We start from the raw sequence: 25,130 nt of genomic DNA, 5'->3' as shown, positions 1-25,130 counted from the left end.
CCCGCACCTCGCACCTGGACCGCTGCGGCCTCGGAGCACCATGGCTTCAGACCGCCACGGCCTTGGCGCGGTCGGCGGCGATGCGCACGGCGAGGACGGCGAGGACGGTGCCCATCGCGTAGCGCTGGATCCGCAGCCAGCCGGGGCGGCGGTTGAGGAAGGCGGCGATGCTGCCCGCGCTCACCGCGATCAGGCCGTTGACGGTGATCGCGATCGCGATCTGGACCAGGCCCAGCAGCAGGCTCTGCACGGCGACGTGGCCGCGCTCCGGGGCCACGAACTGGGGCAGCAGCGAGATGTACATGATGGCGATCTTGGGGTTGAGCAGGCAGGTCAGGAATCCCATCGCGAACAGTCGACGCGGCGGGTCCGGCGGCAGTTGCTGCGGGGCGAAGACCGCCGTGCCGCCCGGCTTGACCGCCTTCCAGGCCAGCCAGAGCAGGTACCCGGCGCCGGCCAGCTTGATCGCGGTGTAGAGGGCGGGCACCACGGAGAACACCGCGGCCACTCCCGCCGTCACCGCGACCAGGTAGACCAGGAAGCCGGTCGCGACCCCGGTCAGCGAGACCAGCCCGGCCCGGCGGCCCTGCGCGATCGAGCGCGAGACCAGGTAGATCATGTTGGGCCCGGGCGACAGCACCATGCCCAGGGCCACGGCGGCGATCCCGAGTACGGCCCGGCCGTCCACGGCCGATGTCAACGCTTCCATGCGAGGAGGCTAGGACGAACCATCGGGTCGATGCAATGATGACTTTGCACTCGGTGCAATGTGGCCCAGGGCCGGCGCGTGGGGCCGTTGCCTGGGCCCGTCCGACCTCTGGAGGCCGACCGCCGATGGACGACTACCGCCTGATCGCCGACCGGATCGCCGCCGAGATCGCCGACGGGCGGCTGCGGCCCGGTCAGCAGTTGCCCACCCAGCGCGCCTTCGCGCGCAGCCGCGGCATCGCCAACTCGACCGCCGGACGCGTCTACCGGGAACTGGCCCGGCGCGGGCTGACCGTCGGGGAGGTCGGGCGCGGGACGTTCGTCCGGGCCGGGCGCGCACCGGACGGCGCCCGGGTGCCGCTCGCGGAGCCGGCCGCCGCCCCCGTGGACCTGGAGCTCAACTACCCCTCCGTCCCCGGGCAGGCCGAGCTGCTGGCGGGCGCCCTGGCGCCGCTGCTGCGTCCGGACGCGCTGGGCGACGCACTGCGGCCGGTCGGCGCGGCCGGGACGGTCGCGGCCCGGCGGGCGTTCGCGGGCCTGGCGTCGGCCGGCTCCTGGGAGGTCGGGGCGGAGCGACTGCTGTTCGCCGGCAACGGGCGGCAGGCCATCGCCGGGGCCCTGTCCGCGCTGGTGCCGCCCGGGCAGCGGCTGGGCGTGGAGGAGCTGACCTATCCGGTGGTCAAGGCGGTGGCGGACCGGCTGGGCATCGTGCTGGTGCCGCTGGCCGTGGACGAGCACGGGCTGCTGCCGGAGGCCGTGGCCGCCGCCCACCGGGCCGGGCCGCTGCGCGCGGTGTACGTCCAGCCGCGCCTGCAGAACCCACTCGGCGCGAGCCTGCCGCAGGAGCGGGCGGTGGCACTCGTCGCGGTGCTGCGACGGCTCGACCTGCCGGTGGTCGAGGACGCCATCTGGTCCTTCCTGCGGCCCGAGCTCGCGCCGCTGGCCGCGCTCGCACCGGAGTGCACCGTGCTCGTGGACAGCCTCTCCAAGCGGCTCGCCCCGGGACTGACCACCGGGTTCGCGGTCGTCCCGGCGGCGCTGCGCGAGCGGGTGGCGGGGGCGCTGCGCTCGGGCGGGTGGACGCCGAGCGGCTTCGCGCTGGAGGCGGCGGTGCGCTGGATCGGGGACGGCACGCTGGCCGCGGTGGAGGCGGCGAAGCGGGCCGACGCGAGGGCCCGGCAGCTGCTGGCACGTGAGGTGCTGACGGGACGACGGCTGCGGTCCGACCCCTGCTCGTACTACCTGTGGTGGGAGCTGCCGACGGGCCGCCGGGCGGAGGCCTTCGTCGCTGAGGCGGCGCGTGCCGGGATCTCGGTCACGCCCGCGGCGGCCTTCGCCGTCGACCCCCGGCGCTCGCCCTCCGCCGTCCGGGTCGGGCTCGCCTCCCCGCCGCTGCCGGTGCTCGCGCGGGCGCTGGAGACGCTGGCGGGGATCGCGGAGGGGGCGGGTGAGCGGCGAACGGCTGACGACTGACAGCTGACAGATTTCAAAATCTGTCAGCCGTCGTCCGTCATCTGTTCGCTGTCGTCCGTCGGCTGTCAGCTGTCCGCCGCTGGCCGTCGCCTCTCAGTGCCCACCCGTCAGTCGCCCGCCCCGCTCCGGCTCCCCCGGACCGCGGTGTCCGCCGCACCCCCCGCGCCGACGGCGCGCAGGCGGCTCGCCGCGGTGGCGGCGAGCTGAGGGGCGAGCCGGGCCACATCCCGGGAGCCGACCACCGCGATCAGGGACGGCAGCAGCCAGCGGACCGGCTGCATCCCGCGCAGCCAGGCCTGCGCGTAGACGTGGGCGGACCGGCGGGCGATCCCGGCGACGATCCGGTCCACCGCGGGCTCCAACGGATACGTCTTGTTCGCCGGCCACGGCAGCCGGGAGCGCATCTGCTTCAGCACGGCGTCCTGATCGGCCCCGCGCACCATGTCCGTGTCGGTCCAACTCAGGTACCCGACACCGACCTTGACCCCCTGGTAGGCCACCTCCGCACGGATCGAGTGGGCGAAGGCCTCCACCCCGGACTTGCTGGCGCAGTACGCGCTCATCAGCGGCGCAGGGGTCAGCGCCGCGAGCGAGGCGATCTGGAGCAGGTAGCCGCGGCTCTCGGCGAGCGCCGGCAGGAACGCCCGCGCGGTGGCCACGCTGCCGAGCAGGTTGACCTCGATGACCCGGCTGAACGCCTTGTGGTCGCTGTCGGTCAGCGGACCGCCGATGGCGATCCCGGCATTGGCGACGACGGCGTCGATCCGACCGTAGTGCTCCTTGATCCGCCGGGCGGTGTCCTCCAGCGCGTCGAGGTCGGTGACGTCCACCTCCCAGCTGCTCGCGGACGGCCCGCACTGCGCGGCGGCGGCCTTCAGCTCCTCCGGCTCCAGTCCCAGCAGGGCGACCTTGGCCCCGCGCCGGGCGAGCTTGCGGGCCAGCGACGCACCGACGCCGCGCGCGGCCCCGGTGACGACGACGACCTGCGCGGACAACGGCGGGATGGCGTTCATACGACGGCGGTCCTCTCATCGGCGGAAGCGGAAGCAGCACCGGCGGGAGCACCACCGGCCGGAGCGGCACCGGCCGAAGCAGCACCGGCCGGCGCGGACGCCAGGTACGCGGCGGCCATCCGGTGGATCTCGGCGGCGACCTCGTCCGGGCGCTCCAGTGGCGACATGTGGCCGACCCCGGGCAGCAGCAACAACCCCTGTGCGTCCGGGAGTTCGGCAACGATCCGGTGGGCGTGCACCGGCGGGGTCAGCCGGTCGCCGGTGCCGACCACCACCGCCGTGGGAGCGGCGAGCCGGGCGAGTCCGGCGTGGACGTCCAACCGGTCCAGCACCGCGGCCCAGTTGGCGCGGACGGCGGTCGGGCAGGCGTGCACGATCCGGGCCGTCGCCTCGACCTGGCCGGCGGCCGAACCGGGCCCCATGGTCGCGTACTTGAGCGCCATCCGGCTGACCGGCGAGACCGGCCCGAGCGGCATCCGGGAGCGCAGCAGCTGCCGGTGCAGGAAGCGCCGCAGGCCCCGGGGCCGTACGGCCGTTGGCAGGACGGTGAGTTCGGCCACGAGGTCGCCCGGCCCGGTGGAGATCAGGACGGCCGCCGCGGTGCGGTCGGCGACCTCGGGACGGCCGCCGGCGGCCATGATGGTCATCCCGCCCATGCTGTGCCCGGCGAGCACGGCCCGTTCGCCCGCCGGAACGGTCCGCGCGAGTACGGCGGACAGGTCCTCGGCCAGCGCCCGGGTCGAGTAGCGGGCCCGGCTCGGCGGGATCTCGCTGTTCCCGTGGCCGCGCTGGTCGTAGGCCACCACCCGGTAGCGGTCGGACAGTCGGCGGATCACCAGGGCCCAGAAGGCGGTCGAGCAGGTCCAGCCGTGGGCGAGCACCACGGTGGGCGCTCCGGGCCGGCCGTGCACCTCGACGTGCAGCCGGATGCCGTCCGCCGACCGGACGCTCAACTCCTCCACCGGAAGCGGCGGTTCGTAGTCATCGGGCAGCCGGGCGCTCACGCGGGGACCTCCTGGGCGGTGGTGCGGGTGGCGGCCGGTGCGGCGCGCATGATCAGCTCGTACTCGCCGAGGTCGACCTTGCGGGTGGCCCGGCGGAACGAGGTGGTGGAGCCGGGCCAGAGCACGGTGTTCTTGCCGTTCGGGTCGAGGTACCAGCTGAGGCAGCCGCCGGTGGTCCAGACGGTGCGGTCCATCCGGTGCTGGAGTTCGAGGTTCCACTGCCGCTGGGCGCGCGCGGTGGGCTGCATCGCGGCGGCACCGATCGAGCCGAGCGTGGTCAACGCGTCGATCATGTAGTTCAGTTGGGACTCGATCATCAGGATCATCGAGCTGTTGCCGAGGCCGGTGTTGGGCCCGATGACGAAGAAGAGGTTCGGGAAGCCGTGCACGGTCGAGCCGCGCAGCGCCTCCATGCCGTCCTTCCACTCCTCGGCCAGGCTGGTGCCGTTGGCGCCGAACACCCGGGCGCCGATGGGCATGTCGGTGACGTGGAAGCCGGTGCCGAAGACGATGGCGTCCACTTCGTGCTCGCTGCCGTCGGCCGCGACCAGGGTGGAGCCGCGCAGTTCGCGCAGGCCGGAGGAGACGACCTCGGTGTTGGCCGCCGCGAGGGCCGGGTAGTAGGTGTTGCTGAGCAGGATGCGCTTGCAGCCGATCCGGTAGTCCGGGGTGAGCCTGGCGCGCAGCTCCGGGTCGCGGACGCCCTGGGCGATGTGGCGCTCGGCGAGTCCTTGGACCAGGCGCAGCAGTCCGGGGCGGCGCACGAAGGCGTCGACCTGGATCTCCCGGAGGGCGAAGAGCGTGCCGCGGCGGATCTTCGTGGTGACCGGCAGGCGGCCGTGCAGCCACTTCTCCAGCTGGGTGATCTCGCGGTCGCGCCGGGGCAGCACCCAGGCCGGGGTGCGCTGGAAGACCGTCAGCTTGCCGACCTTGGGCTGGATCGACGGGATGATCTGGGCGGCGGAGGCGCCGGTGCCGACCATCGCCACGCGCTTGCCGGTCAGGTCGAAGTCGTGGTCCCAGCGGGAGGAGTGGAAGACCTTGCCGGGGAAGCCGCTCAGTCCGGGCAGGTCGGGGATCTGCGGGTCGGCGAGCGGTCCGGCGGCGGAGACGACGGCGTCGGCGGTCCACTCGCCGGCCGAGGTGGTGATCCGCCAGCGGGTCCGCTCGCTCTCCCAGCGGGCTTCCAGTACTTCGGCGTTGAAGCGCAGGTGGGGGCGGAGGCCGAAGACGGTCGCGACCTTCTCCAGGTAGGCGCGGATGTCCGGCTGGCCGGAGAAGCTGCGCGGCCAGTCAGGGTTGGGCGCGAAGGAGAAGGAGTAGAGGTGCGAGGGAACGTCGCAGGCGCAGCCGGGGTAGCTGTTGTCCCGCCAGGTGCCGCCGACGGAGTCCGCCCGTTCCAGCACCACGAAGTCGGTGATCCCGGCGCGACGCAGTCGGACCGCGGCGCCGAGGCCGCCGAAGCCGGAGCCGATCACCGCCACCCGGACGTGCGGGACGGGCTCCTGCGCAGCGGCGGTTTCGGTCGCTGCGGACGCGCCGGAGCGGGGGCGCTTGCTGCTGGGTGCCATGCGGCAAACCTCCTGAGGGTGGGACGGTGATCGTCGCGCTCTCCCGGGGTCGCGGCCCCGGAACCTCCCGGGGGCTCACCTCCGGGACCCTGCCAATCGCGCCAGTAATCACTGGCATGGTTGGCAGGGTAGCCCTTGCTGACACCGGATGGAAGAAGCACGACGGCTCCGGTTCGGGGAACCTTCCGGGCCGGCGGTCCTATGCTGATCGCCGTGGACAAGGTCAGAGCTGCTGCGGGCGACAGAAAACGCGAGTACCGGGTGGAGGAACTGGCCGAGGCCGCCGGCATCACCACCCGCACCCTGCGCTTCTACCGCGAGCGCAAACTGCTTCAGCCACCCCGCAAGGAGGGTCGCATCGCCTGGTACGGCGAGGAGCACCTGGCCCGCCTGCGGATGATCGGCGAACTGCTCGAACGCGGCCACACCCTGGGCGGCATCGCCGAGCTGATCGGCGCCGGCGAGAGCGGGCGGGACGTCGCCGAGCTGATCGGGCTGGAGGCGGCGATCGTCGCGCCGTGGTCCGACGAGACCCCGGTGCGCCTGGATTGGGACGAACTGAAGACCGCCTTCGGCGACCAGCTCACCGAGGAGAACACCGCCGAGTCGATCGCCCAGGGCTACATCACCGTCGAGGAGGACGGCATCACCCACGTCAGCCGCCGGCTGATGGACGCCACCACGGAGCTGGTGGCGGAGGGGGTGCCGCTCTCGGCCGTGCTGGAGGCCAGCCGGCGCACCCAGGAGCACGTGGACGCCATCGCCGAGATCTTCATCGAGGTGGTCAGCGAGCACCTGCTCAGCGCGCTGGCCGCCGACGCCCCGCTGCCGCCCGGCGCGGCGGCCCGGCTCACCGAGCGCATCCTGCGGGTCCGGCCGCTGGCGCGTACGGTCGCGGACGCCCAGTTCGCCCTCGCCATGGACCGACGGGTGCACGTCGAGTACACCGAACTCCTGCGCCAGCGACGGGAGAACGGCTCCGAGGCGTAACCGGGCCGTTGTCCGGGCAGGGATCCCCGCGTCCCGCCCGCACGTTGGAGGTACCCGCCGATGCCCCGACCGCTCAGCCGCCGCGCCGCCCTCGGCCTCGCCGCCGGGCTCGCCCCCGGGGTCGTGCTCACCGCCTGCGGGTCCGGCTCCCCGGCGCCGGGTGCTGGCGCGGCAGGCCCGACCGGCGGCGGCTCGGCAGGCGGAACGCGGACGGTCCGGCACGCGCGCGGCGAGAGCACCGTGCCGGCGCGGGCGAGCCGGGTGGTGGTCCTGGACACCGATGCGCTGGACTCGGTGATCACCCTCGGCCTCAGCCCGGTCGGCGCCACCACCGTCACCGCGGGCGCCCCCTTCCCCGCCTACCTGCCGGCGGAACGGCTGTCCGGGACGAAGCCCGTCGGGGCGATCGGCCAGCCCGGCCTGGAGACGATCGCGGCACTGCGGCCGGACCTCATCCTGAGCAATCAGGTCCGCGACGACAAGCGCTACGACGAGCTCTCGAAGATCGCGCCGACGGTGCTCTCCAGGACCACCGGCCCGACCTGGAAGGAGAACGTCCGGCTGCACGCCGAGGCACTGGGCCGCCAGACCGAGGCCGAGGCCGCGGACGCGGCGTACCGGACCAGGCTGCGGGACCTCGTGACCGCACTCGGCGGACCGGCCAGGGCGGCGGCCACCCGGGTCGAGATGGCCCGCTTCCTGGCGGGCGCGCCGACCAGGCTCTACCTCAACGACACCTTCGTCGGCTCGCTGTTCAAGGACCTCGGGCTCGGCCGGCCCGCCAACCAGGACAAGCCCGGCTTCTCGATGGAGATCAGCCCCGAGCAGGTGGACCAGGCGGCGGCCGACGTCATCTTCTACTCCGTGTACGGGGACGCGGCCAAGTCGGACCGGGGAAGGATCACCGAGGGCGCGCTCTGGAAGGGCCTGGACGCCGTACGCAGCGGGCGGGTGTTCGGCGTGGACGACAGCCTGTGGATGCTCGGCATCGGCTACACCGGCGCCGGGCTGATCCTGGACGAGATCCGCAGGGACCTGGCGCCGGCGGGCGGGTGACGGACGACAGATGTCCGATGACAGATAACAGATGATGAAATCTGTCATCCGTTATCCGTCACCCGTCACCCGTCACCCGCCCGCCGCCCGGGCGGTCACCACTGCCCGTACCGCCCCGGCCGCAGCCGCCCGGTGCACGCGAGGAAGGCCATGAACCCGCCGAGGACGATCCAGCCGGGCCAGCCGGCCAGCGACATGGTGAGCGGGTCCAGCTCGGCGCCCGGGGCGGCGAATTCCCGCACCATCGACACGCTCATGCTGCTCGCGAAGGCGTGCGCCAGCACCGCCGGGACCACCGACCCCGAGCGCAGCCTCAGCCAGGTGAAGACCGGCAGGACGAGCACACAGCTCACCGTCAGCGCGGGCACCGCCAGGTACCAGGGCCGCCCCGGGTACTGGCCGCCCATCAGCAGCGTCGGCAGGTGCCAGAGCGCGAAGGCCGTTCCGGTGAGCACGTACGCCCGGACCAAGGCCGCCGTACCGCCACCGCCTCCGCCCTCACCCCGGCCGTCGCCCTGCCCCTCGCCCCCGTCCTGCCCCTCGCCCCGGCCCAGTCGCAGCAACCGGGGGAAGAGGAAGCCCTGCCAGCCGATCTCCTCACCGAAGAACAGCGGCAGCGACAGCAGCATCCCGATCGAGCCCTGGAGTGCCCACGATCCGATCCGCCCGGCGTCCAGCGATCCGAAGCCGGCGAACGGGTAGCCGCCCGCCACCGCACCGAGCACCAGCGTCGCGGCCGTCAGTCCGCCGAGCACCCCGAGCGGCAGCAGACAGGCCCGGACCGCGCGGGCCCGCGGCCGGGGCCACCGCAGCGCGAGCGCCTCCCGCACCCCGCCGCCGCGCTCGACGAAGCGGACCACGAGCAGGGCCGCCAGTGCCGGGGCCAGCATGGCGGCCCCGATGCAGAGTTGTTCCAGGGCGCCGACCTCCTCGCGGGCGTCGGCGCGCCGGTAGCCGCCGGCGAGCAGTGGTGTCATAGCCGCCCACATCCCGGCGTAGGCGAGCACCAGGTAGACCAGCAGGCCGCGCCATCGGACGGCGTTCGACGGGTTTTGCTTCAGTAGCGTCATGCCGGGGACGCTACGGACCCGGGGGTTCGACCCGGAACCAAGTGCACTGCCGTTCCCGGGGGTTGTCCACTACCACCGCGATGGTCGAGTTTTCTGGGTGTACGGAGGCCCGCTGGAGGTGCTACTTCGCGCCCCGCGCTCCGCCGCCCGCCACCGGCCGTTCCGCGAACCCCTTCCGAAGCTGCACGAGAAGGAAAATTGACGTATCGTCAGGCGCCATACAGCGGGAGCGACGGTGGTCCGCTCACCGTCGCTCCCGCCGTACTCCCCCGCCGGCCGGCACCCACGGCCCGGCGGGGCCTCGACTCCTTCCCGGGCCCGGGCCTGATCCGGTCCAGGCCCGGGCCGGCCCGGTTCCGACCCGGTTCCGGGCTCGGCTCATGCCCGAGGTCTCACCGGAACCGGCGCCGGACTCGGCTCAGTTGACGTTGACGGCCGTCCAGGTGGCGGCGACGGCGTTGTACTCCGCGCTGCCCGATCCGTACAGGTCCGCCGCCGCGCTGAGGGTGCCCGCCCGGGCGCCCGCGTAGTCGGTGGTCGAGGTGAAGTAGGTGGTCAGCGCGCGGTACCAGATCTGCGCGGCCTTGTCCCGCCCGATGCCGGCGAGCGTGGAGTTGTCGTACGTCGGGCTGTTGTAGCTGAACCCGTTGACCGTCTTCGCGCCGCTGCCCTCGGACAGCAGGTAGAAGAAGTGGTTCGCCACCCCGGACGAGTAGTGCACGTCCAGGTTGCCGACGTTCGCGTCCCAGTAGTCCGCCGAGGCGCCGTCCTTGCTCGGCTGGTCCATGTAGCGCAGCGGGCTGCCGTCGCCGCGCAGGTTGATCAGCTCGCCGATCCAGTAGTTCGGCGGGTTGGAGGGCAGGTTGGCGTACCACTCGACCATCGTGCCCATGATGTCCGAGGTGGCCTCGTTGAGGCCGCCGGACTCACCGGAGTAGTTGAGGTTGGCGGTCGCGGCGGTGACGCCGTGGCTCATCTCGTGCCCGGCCACGTCGATCTCGGTGAGCGGCGCGGTGTCGTTGTTGCCGTCGCCGTACGACATGCAGAAGCAGCTGTCGTCCCAGAAGGCGTTGACGTAGTTGGAGCCGTAGTGCACCCGGCTCAGGGCACCGACGCCGTCGTTGCGGATGCCGCTGCGGCCGAAGGTGTTCTTGTAGAAGTCCCAGGTGGTGGCGGCGCCGAACTGGGCGTCCACGGCGGCGGATTCGCGGCTGTTGACGGTTCCGTCGCCGAAGTTGTTGCTGGTGTTGGCGAACAGCGAGCCGGTTCCGTCGGTGCCGCCGTTGAGGTCGCTGGTGGACTGGTCGCCGCGGCTCGCGTCCTTGAGCGAGTAGCTCGAACCGCTCTGGGTGGTGGTCAGCGGGACCTGGCCGACGAAGACGCCGTTGCCGGTGCCGGCCGCGGTCTCGATCGTCTCGTGCGTGGCGAGGACCCGGCCGTCGGCGGCGTCGGTGACGAGGATCTGGCGGCTCGGGGTGCCGTCGGCGCGCAGGCCCTCGACCGTGGTGCGGTACGCCAGGCGCGGGGTGCCATCGGTGGCCCAGACCACCAGCTCGGCCTGACCGGCCCGGTGGACCTCGGTGAGCGGCGACTCGTCGGCGTCGGCCTTCGCCCCGACGGTGGCCTTGACTCCCTCGGCGACCTGGGCGACGGCCTGGTCGGCGGCGATCTTCGGGGTCAGGCTCGGCAGCGCGATCCGTGCGGCGACCGCCTTGTCGACCGACTTCACCGAGCCGTCGGCCTTCTGGTGGACGACCAGGTCTCCACCGATCACCGGCAGGCCGGCGTAGATGCGCTCGAAGCGCAGGTGGCGGGTGCCGTCCTTGTCCACCAAGGCGTCCTTGGCGACCAGTTGCTCCTTGTCGCCGAGCTTGAGCGCCTTGGCCAGCGGGCCGGCCTGACCGGCCGCCAGCTTGAGCGCGGTCGCGTGCTGCTGGGCAGCCTGCGCCTGCAGCGAGGGGGTGGGAGCGGCCTGGGCGGCGGTGCTCACCTGGATCACACCGGTCAACAGGGCCGTGGCCGAGAGCACGGCGACGGCTGCGAGCTTACGCTTCACGAACGAGTCCTTCCGGGAAACCGCGTCAGGGCGCGGTCGCACCGCATCCCGGGGGCCGGGTCGGCCCTGTGGGGCGGAACGGGTGCTGACGTGCGGGAACCCCGTGCAATCGAGCGGCTCGCCACCAAGGGGTGGGGGTGGGGCTACCGCCGGGGGGTGACCAGAAGCATGACAATCCAGCAGATGAATTGACAGGTCTGCTTCATTTGTTGGCCAGGTCCCGCCATTGGGTAAAGAGCGTCCAATCGGCAGGCGAATCGGGGCAATTCACCGCATCCCGCCAAGGGCTTCGAGCAGAGCGACGGCCGATCGCCTGCGCCTACGGGCACTCGCCCACCGAACCCGGGCCCGGAGCACCCGACGGGCCGACCGTCGATCGACTTTTACATGTGTGTAGAAGATTCCATACGGTCCCTTGACACCCGGGTGGCGAGGTTCCGCCACCCGACCCCCCTTGCCCGCGGGAAGGGAGGCTGCTAGCGCCCCGGGCCGACCGGGGTCGTCACTGGAGCCGCCACTCCTGGGCGGCGTTGCCGGCGGTGCAGGCGACCATGGTGACCGCGTTGCCGGGGCCGTTGTTGGTCATGCAGCTCTGGTTCTGGTAGTCGCCGAGCGTGTACGAGCCGGCCGAACTTGCGCTGCGAACCGTCCAGTTGGTGAGGAAGCTGAACCCGTTGCTCAGCACGACCTTCCCGTCCATCGTCTGGACCAGCTGCGGGCCGCCGTTGTTGCAGGCGTTGAAGAGGATCCACGAGCCGGGGTTGGTCGAGCGCACCCAGCCGTACTGCGAGTGACCGCCGACCAGGATCGGGTTGTCCCCGCTCAGGTTGTCGTCGCGCATCCCGATCGTGCGGCCGTCCTTCACGCTGACGATGGTGCTCCAGCTGTTGCCGCCGCAGGACGGCGGCCTGTTCGCACCTGACGAGGTGTTGCCGGTGCCGCTCGTGGTCTGGGCCGGGGGCTGCGGGTTCTGGTCGGCGGGCGGGTTGGGCGGGTTGCCACCGCCGGGCTTGTTCGCCTGATCGGCCGGTGATCCGCCCGCAGCCGTACCCGTACCCGCGCCCGTACCACCGGTTCGGCCGCCGCCCGTACCGCTCGAACCGCCCGCAGCGCCGCTGCCGCCCTGTCCGGCGGCCGGCACCGGCGGCACCGGGGCCTGCGGCTGGCCCTGGCCGGCGGCGGGTGCCGACTGGTCGGGGACCGGGGTGGCCGCCGGGGTGTCGGTCGGCGCCGAGGTGACCGGCGCGGTGGTGGTCGCGGGCGCCGCGGTGGCGGTGCCCGGGTTCGCCGGCACGGTGACCACCACGGTCGGCTGGGCGCCGGGCGGCAGGACCGCGTCGGAGCCGCCCGCCCCGCGGTCGACCAGCAGCACGGTCGCCGTGCCCATCGAGATGACGACGGGGATGACGATGGGCACCAGCAAGGCGCGCCGCGACCGCTTGCGGCCGGGCTCGGTGGGAGCGTGCGGTTCCACCTTCGCGACCTCGTCCGCCGCCGGGGCACCGCCCGCGGCGGGGACCACCACGGCCCCCGCCTCGGCCGGGTCCGCCCCGGCGCCGCCCTTGATCAGTTCGACAGCACCGCCCTTGCCCGCCGCACCACCCTTGACCCCTGCACCGCCGTCGGCCGCCGCACCGTTCTTGTCCGCCGCACCGTTCTTGTCCGCCGAGCCCGCGCCGGCCCCGAGCGGGATGGTTCCGCTGTCCTCGGGGCCCGCCTTCCCGGGTGCCTGCGCGCCGCCCGCGCCGCCGTCCCTCACGAGTGCCGTGCGGGCCGCTCGGGCCGCCGCCGCCATCGCGGCGGCGTCCGCGTACCGTTCCTCGGGCTTCTTGGCGAGCGCCCTGGCCACCAGCGCCCGCACCGACACCGGGAAGGTGTCCGGCAGTTCCGGCACCGGCTGGTTGACGTGCTTGAGCGCGATCTGGAGCGGCCCGTCACCGGAGTACGGCGGCGCGCCGACCAGCAGCTCGTAGCAGACCACGCCGATCGAGTAGAGGTCGGTGGCCGGTCCGAGGTCCGTGCCCTCGGCCTGCTCCGGGGACATGTAGAGCGCGGTGCCGATGATCGCGAACGGGGCGGTCAGCTTGGTGCTGGCGAGCGCCCGGGCGATGCCGAAGTCGGTGATGGCCACCCGCCCGTCGACGCGCACCATCAGGTTGGACGGCTTGATGTCCCGGTGCACGATCTCCCGCCGGTGCGCGGCGTGCAGCGCGTCCAGGGCGCCGGCCACCAGGTCGAGGGTGCGCTCGACGGTCATCGGGCCGGTGTCCCTGAGCACCCTGTCCAGCGGACGGCCGTCGATCAGCTCCATGACGATGTAGGCGCAGCGTTCCTCGCCGTCCCCGCCGCTCTCGCCGTAGTCGTGGACACCCACCACGCCGGGGTGGTCGACCGCGGCGACGAGCTGGGCCTCGCGGCGGAAGCGCTGGGCGGAGGTGTCGTCCTCCAGCAGCTCCGAGCGCAGGATCTTGACCGCGACCCGGCGTGCCAGCACGGTGTCCTCGGCCCTCCAGACCGAACCCATCGCGCCGCCGCCGATCTTCTCGACCAGCTCGTACCGCCCGCCGAGCACGGTGCCCGCCCCGCTCATACCCCTGCTCCCCCCGTGTTCCGTGCCCCGCCCCGACGGGTCATCGGCACACAGTGTGCCAGAGCGGGTTACAGGCTCAGTTGATCAGGTCCGGACAGGAATTGAGCACGAATCATCAGTCCATGAGGAAGTATCGGGCGTGATCCGAAACCTCTCGGACGGCCGCGACGACCGCCCGGGGCCGGTCGGCCTGAATGGCGTGACCGGCACCGTGGACCGTGCTGTGGGTTCCCCGGACGGCGTTCCTCGCGACGCCCGCCTGCAGGGCGGTCCAGCGGACGCGCATCGCACCGGGCAGTCCCCGGGTCGCGCTCAGGACCGTCACCGGCATCTCGAACGGTCGCGCGGTGGAGCGGCGTCGCCGGATCTCCGGAACGGTGACGGAGGTCAGCCGCTGCTCGGCGAGGACGGCCCGCCGCTGGTGCCGGTGCGCGATCACGGCCGCCTCGGCCCGGTCGAGCGGCGTCGCCCGATCGAGCGGCACCTCCGCGTCGAGGGACGCCGGTGCATCGAGGGACGCCGGTGCCGATGCATTCGGCGCCGATCCCGCCCGGTACAGCCACAGCCGGTTCAGCACCGCCTCGGCGACCCGGATGGACCGTGGCTGGAACTCCTCGTGCGCCGGGTCCACCAGGACCAGCCCGGCCACCAGCTCCGGCCGCTGCCAGGCGAGGAGTTGGGCCAGCTGGCCGCCCCAGCTGTGCCCGATCAGGAGCGCCGGCCCAGCTTCCAGGTGCTGAACGAGGCCGGCCAGGTCGGCGATCTGGCCGTCCAGCGTCGGGGCGGCGGCCCGACCGGGCTCGCTGGCGCCCAGCCCTGCCCGGTCGTACGCCACGACCCGCCCGTACCGGGCGAGTTCGGGCAGGACGGCCGACCAGCCGAGCGCCGTGGTGCCGCAACCCGCGATCAGGACCATCGGCGCGACACCGCCCCGACCGGCCTCCACCCAGCGCAACGCCCTTCCATCGCGGTCCAGTTCACCACTGCGCACTCCGCCGGGCAGGTGCTCGCCGAGCACCCGCGCGACGGCCTCCTGGACGCTCCGCAGATCCGGCCCGGCGGGCTTCGCCCGCTCGCCCTGGCTGGCGTTCATGTGCCGTCCCCCCTGGATCGTGGTCCGGCCCCTCCCCCGGGGCCGGTTCCGATGACCCGCGCGGACCCGCGCGGACCTGTATGGACCCGAACGGACCCGCACAGACCGGTGCGGACTCGCGCGGACCGGCGCATGGCCGAACGGGTGCCGGGTCAGCAGGTACGGCCTCAGGCCGGCAGGACCCGCTTCAGCAGTCCGAGCAGCGCCTCCCAGTGCCGCTCGGCGGCCGCGGCGTCGTAGCGGCTGGTGTCGGCCTGGGTGTAGCCGTGCGGGGCGCCGGCGTAGACCTCGGCCCGGTACCGGACGCCGGCGGCGGTGAGGGCCGCGGCGAGCCGGTCGATCTGCTCGGGCGGCAGTGAGGGGTCGTCGTCCGCGTGGCCGAAGTACAGCTCGGCGGTGATCCGGTCGGCGCCCAGGTGCGGGCTGTCCGGGCTGTCGGTGGCGAGGCTGCCGCCGTGGAATCCGGCCGCGACGGCGATCCGGTCCGGGTGGCTGGCGGCCGTGCGCAGCGCCAGCAGGGCCCCGCGGCAGTAGCCGGTCAGGCCGATCGGGCCGTCCTGGACCAGCGGGGACTCGCCGAGCCAGCGCAGATACGCGTCCGCGTCGCGCGCGGTCGCCTCCGGGGTGAGCGTGCCGAGCAGCGGGACGATCCGGGCGAAGAGTTCGTCGGCCTGGTCCAGGTCGATGAGTTCCGGCAGTTCGACGACCGGCGCGCGCCCCGCCCGGTAGAAGGCGTTGGGGACGAGCACGGTGTACCCGGCCGCGGCCAGCCGGTCGGCCATGCGCTCAAGGTGTGGTCGGAGCCCGAAGGCGTCCATGTAGAGGATGACACCCGGGTGGGCCCGGCCGTCGTCGGGGTGGGCGAGGTAGGCGTCGGCGGTGCCGTCCGCCGTCGGAATGTCCACGAGGGTTCCGCGCACGGGCATGGTCAGGGCGCTCCTTCCGGTTCGTCCGGCAGCGTATCCGGTGGGCCTGTCGCCCGCCCATGCGGTTTTCGCCACACTGCGCCCGCACTGCGCCCATGGCGCGCCCGCATCCTGGGCCCGGCCCGGCCCGACCCAGCTCGGCCCTGCTCGGCCCGGCGCGGTCCAGCCCCGGGAACGCGACGGCCCCGCGGCCGCGTTGAGCGGGCATGGGGTGGATCGTGGGTGTGGCGGCGGCGGTCGTGGCGGTGCTGGGGATGGTGCTGCTGGCGGCGTGGCAGGTTCAGGACGAGTCCTCGTCGCGCCCGCGGCGCCGCGGGCCCGGGGCCGGGATGGGCGCCGGCGGGCTGGACGAGCTGCACGCCCTGTTCAGTCCGGGCAAGCAGGTGCAGATCGAGCAGAAGCGGGAGCAGCTTGTGCTGCGGGACGACGCGCAGGCCGGCGGGCCGCCGCACCTGGGTGTGGACCTGGACCGGGGCGTGGCGGTGATGCCGGGCGGGGCCGCGGGACGGACGCCCCCTTCCGCACCGCGCGAGGAGGGCCCGACGGCTACGGCCGGCCCGGTGCCCCTGGCGCCGGACGCTCAGGCGCCCCAGGTGCGGGAGCAGAGCACCAGCCGGTAGCCGTCCGGGTCGGCCACCGTCACGCCGTACTCGTCCCAGTACGGGTTGTGGGACTCGACCCGGGTGCCGCCGGCCTCCTCCAGCCGGGCGACCAGGGCCTCGTCCACCGGGGCGCCGAGGTAGACGACGAACAGGTCGTCCACCGTCGGGGTGGGCTCCAGCGGCCGCTCCGGGTCGTGCGTCAGCTCGAAGTGCCAGCTGCCGCCGGACGGGCCGACCATCAGCAGGTCGTGCTCACCGGACACCCGCTCGGTGCTGCGCCACAGCACGGCGAGGCCGAGGCCGCCGACGTAGAAGCGCTCGGCCGCCGCGAGGTCGCGCGAGGGGCGGGCGATCCGGACCCGCACGGTGGAATCGATCATGCCGGCGACCATAGCCCATGCCACTGACAGCGAACCCCGCGGTGCGACTGGTTCGCGGACGGGCCGTCAGAGCCGCCGCAGGCGTTCCTCGTCGGAGGCCCGGGGGCAGGTCAGGCAGGCGGTCGCCGCGGGCCCGACCGCGTAGTAGAGGCAGCAGCCGAGCCGGGTGCGGGTGTGGTGGGCGCGCCCGTCGGGGGTGTGCAGGCGGCGGAAGTCGGCGCCGCCGGGGAGCGGCAGGGTGCCACCGGGCAGGACGGCCTCGGCGGCGGCGACGGAGGCGTCCTCCTCGCCGAGCATCCGGCCGAGGTACCAGAGGGCGGAGGCCAGATCGTCAGTCACCATGCCCCAGAGGGCGCGGTCGCGGCGCCGGGTGGGCCCGGCGAACGCGGCGAGCACCGGCCCGAGGTGCGTGACCACGGCGGCCCGCAGTTCGGCGCGCAGCTCGTCGTCGCCGGGCATGGTGAAGTGGCCGGGCATAGTGACGTGGCCGGGCATGGCGACGTCGCCGGGCATGGTGACGTGGCCGCGCGGGCGCAGGGCGAGCGCACCGGTGGGGGCGTGCAGCCAGAGGTCGGCGGGGTCGACGGCCGGCACTCGGCGGGAGAGGTGCCACGGGCCGGCGATCAGCAGGCAGGCCGACCAGGCGTAGTGGTGGAGCAGTCGGGAGGCGGTGACGTGCGGTCGCGGGGCGCCGCCGTGCTCGTCGGCGATGCGAGTCTCCGCGCCGGCCAGGACGGCGGCCAGCGCGCTTTCGTCGGCGGCGAGTTGGGCTCCGGAGTACCAGCCGTCGGCGGCGCGCGGGTCGGGCTCGCCGCTGTCCAGGAGGCGCAGCTCCAGCACTGGGCAGAGCTCCACCAGCCGCCGGTAGTCGGCGACGAGCGCCGGGGCCCCGGCACGCACCGAGGGCGCGACGGGCATGGGTGTTCCGGGAACCATTGGCACTCCCGAGATCGATTCTGCATGATCGATTAAGGTGAGGCTCACCTTACAACGCCTCACGTCGCCCGGCGACCACGGCCCGGCCTGCCGGTCGACCCGTCGACCCCATCGGCCGAGCCCGCCGGGGTTTGACGAACTTAGGCGAACCTAACCTAAGATCTCGCTTCGTGCTGAGAACCGACCCGCCGGCCCCCACAGCCCCGGCGACGCCTCGTTCTCCGGCGATCCGGCAGCCCCTGCTGCTGTTCGCCGGCGTGTGTGCGCTCGTGCTGTGTGCCTCCCTGAGCCTTGCGCTGGGCTCCCGTTCCATTCCGCTCTCCACCGTGCTCGACGCCCTCACCGGTGCCGCCCACGGCGGTGACGCCGACGTGGTGACGGGCCTTCGGGTCCCGCGCACGCTCATCGGACTGGCGGTCGGGGCCGCGCTCGGCGTCGCCGGGGCGGTCGCCCAGGGCGTGACCCGCAACCCGCTGGCCTCCCCGGTCACCCTCGGCATCAACGCCGGAGCGAGCCTCTTCGTGGTCGCCGCGATCTACACGCTGAACCTCGCCCGCCCGGTCGAGTACGTCTGGTTCGCCTTCGCCGGTGCGGCTGTCGCCGCCGTCGCCGCGTACGCGATGTCCCGGCGCGGCGGAGACCTCGACCCGGTCCGGCTCGCGCTCGGCGGCACCGTGCTCACCGTGGTGCTCACCTCGTGGACCTCCACGCTGATGCTGGCCAGTCACCGCACCCTGGACGAGGCCCGGTTCTGGCTGGCCGGCTCGATCGCCGGGCGGCACCTGGACACCCTCACCCCCGTCCTGCCCTTCCTCGTGCTCGGCCTGATCGGCGCCCTCGCCGTCGCACCCGCCCTCAACGCGCTGGCGCTCGGCGACGAGACCGCGCAGGCGCTGGGCGTGCCGGTGGCCCGGATCCGGATGGTCGGCGGGCTGGCCGTGGTGCTGCTGGCGGGCAGCGCGGTCGCCGTGGCCGGACCGGTGGCGTTCATCGGACTGGCCGCCCCGCACCTGGTCCGTCCACTGCTCGGCAACGACCACCGCTGGCTGCTGCCCGGCTGCCTGGTCACCGGTCCGCTGCTGCTGCTCACCGCCGACGTGCTCGGCCGGCTGGTGGTCCGCCCGTCCGAGATCGAGGTCGGCATCGTGACCGCGTTCCTCGGTGCGCCGCTGCTCGCGGTGCTGGCCCGGAAGGTGGCCAAGTGACCGCGATCACCCTGCCCGTCCGGGCGCTCGGCCGCCGCCGCGCCCGTACCGCCGTCTGGTCGCTGGTGGCCGCCGCGCTGCTGGTGCTGCTGACCGGGATCGCGCTCGGCACCGGGCGGGTCGGCATCTCCGCCTGGGACGCGCTGCGCGCGCTGGTCGGACAGGGCGAGCCCGGAAACGTCCTGGTGGTGCGGCAGTTCCGCGCGCCCCGAGTGGTCTCGGCACTGATCGCGGGCGCCGGACTGGCGATGGCCGGATCGACGCTCCAGCGGCTGTTCCGCAATCCGCTCGCCGCCCCCGACACCATCGGCATCACCGGCGGCGCGTCCTTCGGTGCGGTGCTGATGCTCGCCACCGGCGCCTCCCAGCAGCTGATCCCGCTGGCCGCGGTCGGCGGCGGGCTGCTCGCGGCGCTGCTGCTCGGCGGCTTCGCCTGGCGCTCCAGGATGGCCGTCACCCGGCTCGTACTGGTCGGTCTGGCGGTCCAGCAGGGCCTGGCCGCCGCCGTGAATCTGATGATCGTACGGTTCCCGGCCGAGCTGGCCTCCTCCGCACTCCAGTGGACCACCGGCTCGCTCTACGGCCGCAACTGGACCGAGGTGTGGATCGGCGGCACCGCCATCGCGCTGACCGCCGTCGCCCTGCTGCTCTGCCAGCGGCGGATCGCCGTGCTCGACCTCGGCGACGACTCGGCCGGCGGTCTCGGCCTCAACCCGGCCCGGGACCGGCTCGGACTGCTGCTGCTCACCATCACCCTGGCCTCGCTGGCCGCCGCGCTCACCGGGCCGGTCGCCTTCGTCGCCCTCGCCGTCCCGCACCTGGTCCGGCTGCTCGCCGGACCGCCCACCCTCGGCACGCTCGGCCTCACCGCGCTCACCGGCGCCGTGTTGCTGCTCTCCGCCGACCTCCTCGTGCTGCACGTGATCCCCGTCCACGGCCTGCCGGTCGGTGCCGTCACCGCCACCCTCGGCGCGCCCTGGCTCCTGGTGCTGATGATCCGCCAGGGCCGGCTTCCCCAGAGGAGCAGCTGATGACCTCCGTCGAGACGACCGCCGGGACGGCCGGGGCCGCCGGGGCCACCAGGGCTGCTGGGGCTGCTGGGGCTGCTGGGGCCGAACGGGCCGACAGGGCCGGCAGGGCTGGCAGGGCCGCCGAAGCCTCGGGTGCGACTGCCGGGAGTCCCGCGGTTGTGGCCGCCGGTGCCGGTGCCAACCGGCTCGCCGCCCGGGGCCTCGGCCTGCGCTACGGCGACCGGACCATCGTGGACGGGCTCGACCTCGAACTGCCCGGCGACGCCGTCACCGCGATCGTCGGGCCGAACGCCTGCGGAAAGTCCACGCTGCTGCGCGGGCTGGTCCGGCTGCTCGACCCGGCCGCCGGGACGGTCACCCTGGACGGCGCCGACATCCACCGGATGCCCGCCCGGGCGCTCGCCAAGCGGATGGGCCTGCTCCCCCAGCAGCCCGTCACCCCCGAGGCCGTCACCGTCGAGGCGCTGGTGCGGCTCGGACGCTACCCGCACCAGCGGATGCTCAGCCCGTGGTCCAAGGCGGACCAGGCGGCGGTCGAGGAGGCGCTGGAGCGCACCGGCACCGCCGAGCTGCGCGACCGCCAGGTGGACCGGCTCTCGGGCGGGCAGCGCCAGCGGGTCTGGATCGCGCTCGCCCTCGCCCAGGAGACCGACCTGTTGCTGCTCGACGAGCCGACCACCTTCCTGGACCTGCGCCACCAGCTGGACGTCCTCGACCTGGTCGCCGACCTGCACGCCGAGGCCGGGCGGACCGTCGTGATGGTGCTGCACGACCTCGGGCAGGCCGCCCGGTACGCCGACCACCTGGTGGTGCTCAAGGACGGGCGGCTCGCGGCCGCCGGTCCGCCGTCGGAGGTGCTGACGGCGGAGCTGGTGGAAGCCGTGTTCCAGGTGCCGTGCCGGGTCGTGCCCGACCCGGAGACCGGCACGCCGCTGGTCGTGCCGCGAGCACGGACGCGGCGCGGTGACGCCCCGCCCTCCCCCTGACCTCCTGTTGATGAACTCCCCCTCCCCACCCCCCTGTTCGGGCAGCCGGCTCGAACCGACCCAAGGAACCCCGATGAACCGCCGACTCCCTGTCGCCGTCCTCACCGTCGCCCTCTCGACCACCCTGCTCGCCGCCTGCGGCAGTACCGGGGACGGCGCCACGTCGGGCGGCGACTCCGCGTCGTCCGCGTCCTCCGGCTCGGCCGACACCGCCGCCGGATTCCCGCGCAGCGTCAAGCACGCCGCCGGAACGGCCCAGATCAAGAGCCGGCCCAAGCGCGTCGTGGTGCTGGACAGCGGCGAGCTGGACGACGTCACCCTGCTCGGCATCACACCGGTCGGCGCGGTGTCCCCGCACATGAAGACCGAGGGCGGGTTCCCGAACTACCTCAAGGACAAGATCAAGGACACCAAGGACGTCGGCCCCATGAACGAGCCGAACCTGGAGCTGATCGCCTCCCTCAAGCCCGACCTGATCCTCTCCTCCAAGGTCCGCCACGCCAAGGTGTACGACCAGCTGAACGCGATCGCCCCGACCGTGCTGGCCGAGACCACGGGCTTCCCGTGGAAGGAGAACCTCGCGCTGTACGCCCAGGCGCTCGGCAAGGAGGACGACGCCAAGAAGGCGCTGGTCGACTACGAGGCGCGGGCGAAGAAGCTCGGTGAGGCGATCGCGGCGAAGAACAACGGGACCATGCCGACGGCGTCGGTGGTCCGCTTCGTGGCCGGCCCGACCCGCCTGTACGCCAAGGCCTCCTACAGCGGCGTGGTGCTCAAGGACGTCGGCCTGGCCCGTCCGGCCCCGCAGGACGTGGAGCAGAACATCGTCGAGGTCAGCGCCGAGCAGATCAACCAGGCCGACGCGGACCTGGTGTTCGTCACCACCGCCGACGACCCGACCAAGACCAAGGAGAGCGAGGTCCAGCAGACCCCGGTCTGGCAGGGCCTGAACGCCGTCAAGAACAACAAGGTGTTCAACGTCCCGGACGAGACCTGGATGTCCGGCATCGGCGTCCAGGCCGCCGACGCGATGCTCGGCGACATCGCCAAGGCGGCGGGCGTGGACGCGCCGAAGTAACCGTCGACAGCCGGGGCGAACAGATGACGTCCGTCATCCGTCGGACGACCGATGGCGGACGACTGGCTTACGACGACTGCCTTCCGATGACAGACGACCGACGACGAACGACCGACGACGGAATTCAACTGACAGATTTCGAAAGTTGTCAGCTGTCACCTGTTCGCCCTCCCTCCTCCGCCACCCTCCGAGGACCCTCCATGCGGCTCTACCTGCTCGCGCTCAACCCCACCGACTCCGTCACCTCCGGCTTCCTGCCCGCCGCCGCCCGGCTCGGGCTCGACGTCACCGTCCTGACCGATGGCGCCGAAGCCCACCGGCGGGCCTACGCCGAGCTGTCCTTCCCCGCACCCGAGGTCCTGGAGTGCGACGTCCGCGACTTCCGCGCCGTCATCAGCCTCATCTCCCGCCGCACCGCGGCCGCCCCGGGCCACGCGCCCGAGGCGGTGTTCAGCAACAGCGACCACCTCCAGACCCAGACCGCGCTGGCCGCCGAGTACTTCGGCCTCCCGGCAAAGGACTGGAAGGCCGCGCTGCGTGCCAAGGACAAGGGCCAACTGCGCCGCCACCTCGCACTGACCGGCCTGGACACCGTCCGGTCCGCCGAGCTGGCCCCCGGCCAGGACCCGGCCGAGCTGGACGTGCCGTTCCCCTGCGTGGTCAAGCCCCGCGAAGGGGTCGCCAGCGAGGACGTCACCCTGGTCGCCGACGCCGACGAACTCGCCCGCCGCTGCCGAGAGATCCAGCACCGCAGAGCCGGCGCCACCCTGGTCGTCGAGGAGTTCCTGACCGGGCAGCTGTGCACCCTGGAGACCCTCGGCGACGCCCAGCGACGGCACGTCCTGGGCGGCTTCCGCACCCGGCTCTCCCCGCCGCCCGACTTCATCGAGGAGGTGCTCACCTTCGTCCCGGCCCACCCGCAGCCGGTGGTCGACCAGGTGCTCGCCCAACTCGACGCGCTGGGCGTCGGTTTCGGCGCCTGCCACACCGAGTTCGTCGTCCAGCCGGACGGCCGCGCCCGCATCATCGAGGTCAACTACCGCGCCATCGGCGACCAGTGCGACCTGATGCTGGCCGAGGTCCTCGGCATACCCCTGTTCGAGCTGATCCTCGGTGTCCACCTGGGCCGCGACCTGCCCGCCGATCTCGCCGAGCAGTGCGCCGCCACGCCCCGCCGGGCCCGCAACGAGGTGGTCTGCGCCGACCGCGCCGGCGTCCTCGCCGCCGCCCCCGGTCCGTACGACGAGGAGCGCGACGGCGTCCGGCTCGCCTATCGCCCGCTGCGCCCGGTCGGCGAGCGCCACGAGCACTACCGCACCAACCGCGACTACCTGGGCGTCGTCTGGACGGTCGGCACCGACCAGGCGGCGGTCGACGCCGCCGCCGCCCGCTTCCTCGCCGCCAACCGCTGGGAGATCACCCCGTGACCGCCGGAGACCGACCCGCCACGGCCCGCGGACACCAGCCCGTAGCCGGGGCCGGGGCCCACCCCACGACTCCCGCCGGACAGCCGTGGACCGCGGCCGAGCAGCTCACCCTGCGCGTACTGTCCGCCCTGCTGCGCGAGGACGTCCTCGGCCTGCGCACCCACGGCACCGTCGAGGACCGCACCGACGGCCCCTGGCTGACCGTTCCCGGGCTGCAACTCGCCCTGCCCGTACGCCCGGAAGGCTTCCAGTGCGAGTACGCGGCCCGGCTGCCGCTGCTGGAGCTGGCCGGCCGGCGGCTCACCGGTCCGGACGCCGTCGTGGCGGCGCTCGCCGAGTCCGCCGACGCCGAGGACCGGCCCGGCTGGGCGGCCTTCACCGAGGAGTGCCGCCAGACCCTCGCCACCATGGAGCTGCACGAGCGCGTCCGCCCCGAGGTGCACGACCGGCTCGCCGACCTGTACGGCGCGGACCCGGCCGACTGGACCGGCCTCGCCGCCGCCCTCGGCCACGACACCCTGGCCGCCTACCTCGACCACCCGGTCTACCCCACCGCACGGGGCCGCTCCGGCCTCACCGAATCCCAACTCCAGGCCTACGCACCCGAGTTCCACTCCCCCTTCGAACTGCGCTGGCTGGCCGTCCCGACCGGCGCGCTGACCGTCCACGGCGACCGGCCGCTGCCGAGCTGGTGGCCCACCCCGACCTGGCTCGGCCTCGCCGACCGGTGCCCCGGCGACGGCTGGGCCACCCTTCCGGTCCACCCCCTCACCGTCGGCGCGCCGCTGGACGAGGCACTGGCCGCCACCGGCCTGGCCGGCCGCGCGGTGCTCGCCGACCGGCCGTACCTGACCGTCGTCCCGACGCTGTCCATGCGCACCGTCGCCGTCGCCGACGACCCCGCCTGCCACCTCAAACTGCCGCTGGCCACCGCCACCCTGGGCCGCCTCAACCGCCGCACCATCAAGCCCGGCACGCTGCTCGACGGCGCCGCCGGCCAGCGGCTGATCGAGGCCGTCCTGGCGCGCGAGCCGCGCTTCGCCGGCCGCGTCCTGCACGCCGACGAGCAGTCCTGGGCACACGCCGGACACGAGCTGCTGGCCGTACTGCTGCGCCGCTACCCGGCCGGACTGGAGCAGGCGTCGACCGTCCCGCTGGCCGCCCTGCTGGCCCCCGCGCCCGGCGGGCGGCTCGTCGTCGACCACCTCGCGGACCGCTACTACGGCGGCGACGTCCTCGCCTGGTACGACGCCCTGCTGGAGCTGCTGCTCGACTGGCAGACCGCACTGTTCGGCCACGGCGTGGCCCTGGAGTCGCACCAGCAGAACACCTCCCTGGTGCTCGACCGGGAAGGCCTGCGGCTGCTCTACAAGGACGACGACGGACCGCGCGTGAACACCGCCCGGATGACCGCCTCGCTCGGCGAACTCTCCCCCGACCAGGAGGAGTTCGACGACGAGCGGATCTTCGGCGAGGACGACCGGCCGCTCGTCGACCTGTTCGCCACCATCACCGGCCACCTGTGCACCGGCGCCCTCGCCTTCGGCCTCGCCGACCACGGAAGGGCCGAACTCGCGGACACCGTGGCCCTGCTGAGGAAGCGCACGGCGGAGGCCGTGGAGCGGATCGGGCCGGTCGGCGAACCCCTGCGGGCCGCCCTGCTGGACGCCGAGCGGCTGCCGGTCAAGGCCATGGTCACCGCCGGAACGCTGCTCAGCAAGCAGCGCTCGGGGGCCGCCGACATCAACAAGCACTACACCAGCGGGCCCAACTACCTGCGCGAACAGGCCTGCGAACCACCGCAGGACCACCTGAACGAGCACGCGCGGAACCATCCGGACGCTCATCAGGACACCCGTCCGTACAGTCACCCGGACAACCGTCCGCATGACGGTCCGCACGGCCACCGGCACCCGGACGGGACCCACCGGTGAG

The 25,130-nt window shown here is 73.5% G+C and carries 21 protein-coding genes; 10 read left to right on the top strand and 11 right to left on the bottom strand.

Annotation, left to right across the window (positions count from 1 at the left end):
- Positions 1–46: 46 nt before the first annotated feature.
- Positions 47–709 (bottom strand): LysE family translocator, encoded by a 663-nt coding sequence (locus ACFVVA_RS02630; protein WP_387684976.1) that lies wholly within the window; start codon positions 707–709, stop codon positions 47–49.
- A gap of 125 nt (positions 710–834) precedes the next feature.
- On the opposite strand from ACFVVA_RS02630, the gene ACFVVA_RS02625 reads away from it, so the two are divergent.
- On the top strand, positions 835–2,181 hold the full coding sequence (locus tag ACFVVA_RS02625) for a PLP-dependent aminotransferase family protein (RefSeq protein WP_387684974.1): 1,347 nt from the start codon (positions 835–837) through the stop codon (positions 2,179–2,181).
- 107 nt (positions 2,182–2,288) lie between these two features.
- Here the strand turns inward: ACFVVA_RS02625 and ACFVVA_RS02620 are convergent, their stop codons facing one another.
- Genes ACFVVA_RS02620 through ACFVVA_RS02610 form a run of 3 tightly spaced genes read right to left on the bottom strand, consistent with a single transcriptional unit; the run spans position 2,289 to position 5,769 of the window.
- The gene (locus tag ACFVVA_RS02620) at positions 2,289–3,194 is read right to left on the bottom strand and encodes an SDR family oxidoreductase (RefSeq protein WP_387684972.1); all 906 of its coding nucleotides are present in this window, start codon (positions 3,192–3,194) and stop codon (positions 2,289–2,291) included.
- Complete coding sequence (locus ACFVVA_RS02615) at positions 3,191–4,198, bottom strand: alpha/beta fold hydrolase (RefSeq protein ID WP_387684970.1); 1,008 nt, start codon at positions 4,196–4,198, stop codon at positions 3,191–3,193. Before ACFVVA_RS02615 ends, ACFVVA_RS02620 begins: the two co-directional genes overlap by 4 nt.
- Entirely contained in the window at positions 4,195–5,769 is a 1,575-nt protein-coding gene (locus ACFVVA_RS02610) for a flavin-containing monooxygenase (protein ID WP_387684968.1), read from the bottom strand. Before ACFVVA_RS02610 ends, ACFVVA_RS02615 begins: the two co-directional genes overlap by 4 nt.
- Before the next feature lie 213 nt (positions 5,770–5,982).
- Here ACFVVA_RS02610 and ACFVVA_RS02605 point away from each other — a divergent pair, with 213 nt between their 5' ends.
- Both ACFVVA_RS02605 and ACFVVA_RS02600 read left to right on the top strand, forming a co-directional pair.
- Positions 5,983–6,759: a MerR family transcriptional regulator gene (locus ACFVVA_RS02605; RefSeq protein ID WP_387684966.1), complete on the top strand. Its 777-nt coding sequence runs from the start codon at positions 5,983–5,985 to the stop codon at positions 6,757–6,759.
- 60 nt (positions 6,760–6,819) lie between these two features.
- Positions 6,820–7,815: an ABC transporter substrate-binding protein gene (locus ACFVVA_RS02600; protein ID WP_387684964.1), complete on the top strand. Its 996-nt coding sequence runs from the start codon at positions 6,820–6,822 to the stop codon at positions 7,813–7,815.
- A 95-nt stretch (positions 7,816–7,910) separates the two neighbouring features.
- Here ACFVVA_RS02600 and ACFVVA_RS02595 read toward each other — a convergent pair whose 3' ends face one another.
- The 5 genes from ACFVVA_RS02595 to ACFVVA_RS02575 all read right to left on the bottom strand — a co-directional run bounded on the left by ACFVVA_RS02595 (position 7,911) and on the right by ACFVVA_RS02575 (position 15,550).
- Complete coding sequence (locus tag ACFVVA_RS02595; protein ID WP_387684962.1) at positions 7,911–8,885, bottom strand: CPBP family intramembrane glutamic endopeptidase; 975 nt, start codon at positions 8,883–8,885, stop codon at positions 7,911–7,913.
- 418 nt (positions 8,886–9,303) lie between these two features.
- Positions 9,304–10,941 (bottom strand): M4 family metallopeptidase, encoded by a 1,638-nt coding sequence (locus ACFVVA_RS02590; RefSeq protein WP_387684960.1) that lies wholly within the window; start codon positions 10,939–10,941, stop codon positions 9,304–9,306.
- Positions 10,942–11,443: 502 nt separating this feature from the next.
- Positions 11,444–13,531, bottom strand: coding sequence for a serine/threonine-protein kinase (locus tag ACFVVA_RS02585; RefSeq protein ID WP_387684958.1), 2,088 nt, complete (start codon positions 13,529–13,531; stop codon positions 11,444–11,446).
- Between the two features lie 115 nt (positions 13,532–13,646).
- Positions 13,647–14,624, bottom strand: a complete 978-nt coding sequence (locus tag ACFVVA_RS02580) for an alpha/beta fold hydrolase (RefSeq protein ID WP_387684956.1) — start codon at positions 14,622–14,624, stop codon at positions 13,647–13,649.
- 167 nt (positions 14,625–14,791) lie between these two features.
- Positions 14,792–15,550 (bottom strand): dienelactone hydrolase family protein, encoded by a 759-nt coding sequence (locus ACFVVA_RS02575; protein WP_387684954.1) that lies wholly within the window; start codon positions 15,548–15,550, stop codon positions 14,792–14,794.
- Positions 15,551–15,756: 206 nt separating this feature from the next.
- Between ACFVVA_RS02575 and ACFVVA_RS02570 the strand changes: the two genes are divergently transcribed.
- The gene (locus ACFVVA_RS02570; RefSeq protein ID WP_387684952.1) at positions 15,757–16,170 is read left to right on the top strand and encodes a DUF6191 domain-containing protein; all 414 of its coding nucleotides are present in this window, start codon (positions 15,757–15,759) and stop codon (positions 16,168–16,170) included.
- On the opposite strand, the gene ACFVVA_RS02565 is transcribed toward ACFVVA_RS02570, so the two are convergent.
- A complete protein-coding gene (locus ACFVVA_RS02565; protein WP_359898598.1) occupies positions 16,131–16,532 on the bottom strand; it encodes a VOC family protein in 402 nt (133 codons plus the stop codon). The two genes, ACFVVA_RS02570 and ACFVVA_RS02565, sit on opposite strands and share 40 nt — an antisense overlap.
- 66 nt (positions 16,533–16,598) lie before the next feature.
- Entirely contained in the window at positions 16,599–17,450 is an 852-nt protein-coding gene (locus ACFVVA_RS02560; protein ID WP_387684950.1) for a (2Fe-2S)-binding protein, read from the bottom strand.
- 245 nt (positions 17,451–17,695) lie between these two features.
- On the opposite strand from ACFVVA_RS02560, the gene ACFVVA_RS02555 reads away from it, so the two are divergent.
- The 6 genes from ACFVVA_RS02555 to ACFVVA_RS02530 all read left to right on the top strand — a co-directional run bounded on the left by ACFVVA_RS02555 (position 17,696) and on the right by ACFVVA_RS02530 (position 25,129).
- Entirely contained in the window at positions 17,696–18,673 is a 978-nt protein-coding gene (locus ACFVVA_RS02555) for a FecCD family ABC transporter permease (protein ID WP_387685345.1), read from the top strand.
- Entirely contained in the window at positions 18,670–19,704 is a 1,035-nt protein-coding gene (locus ACFVVA_RS02550) for a FecCD family ABC transporter permease (RefSeq protein WP_387684948.1), read from the top strand. Before ACFVVA_RS02555 ends, ACFVVA_RS02550 begins: the two co-directional genes overlap by 4 nt.
- Before the next feature lie 158 nt (positions 19,705–19,862).
- Positions 19,863–20,690: an ABC transporter ATP-binding protein gene (locus ACFVVA_RS02545; RefSeq protein WP_387684946.1), complete on the top strand. Its 828-nt coding sequence runs from the start codon at positions 19,863–19,865 to the stop codon at positions 20,688–20,690.
- 73 nt (positions 20,691–20,763) lie between these two features.
- On the top strand, positions 20,764–21,768 hold the full coding sequence (locus ACFVVA_RS02540) for an ABC transporter substrate-binding protein (RefSeq protein WP_387684944.1): 1,005 nt from the start codon (positions 20,764–20,766) through the stop codon (positions 21,766–21,768).
- Positions 21,769–21,968: 200 nt separating this feature from the next.
- Complete coding sequence (locus tag ACFVVA_RS02535) at positions 21,969–23,195, top strand: acetyl-CoA carboxylase biotin carboxylase subunit family protein (RefSeq protein ID WP_387684943.1); 1,227 nt, start codon at positions 21,969–21,971, stop codon at positions 23,193–23,195.
- Positions 23,192–25,129 carry an IucA/IucC family protein gene (locus tag ACFVVA_RS02530; protein ID WP_387684941.1) on the top strand — a complete coding sequence of 646 codons (1,938 nt, stop codon included), beginning with the start codon at positions 23,192–23,194 and terminating at the stop codon, positions 25,127–25,129. Before ACFVVA_RS02535 ends, ACFVVA_RS02530 begins: the two co-directional genes overlap by 4 nt.
- The last annotated feature ends 1 nt before the right edge of the window (position 25,130 follow it).

The organism is Kitasatospora sp. NPDC058048 (assembly GCF_042885555.1).
Taxonomy (GTDB): Bacteria; Actinomycetota; Actinomycetes; order Streptomycetales; family Streptomycetaceae; genus Kitasatospora; species Kitasatospora lactacystinica.
The sequence above is the reverse complement of the archived record's forward strand: the minus strand, read 5'-3'. Positions and strand labels throughout refer to the sequence as shown.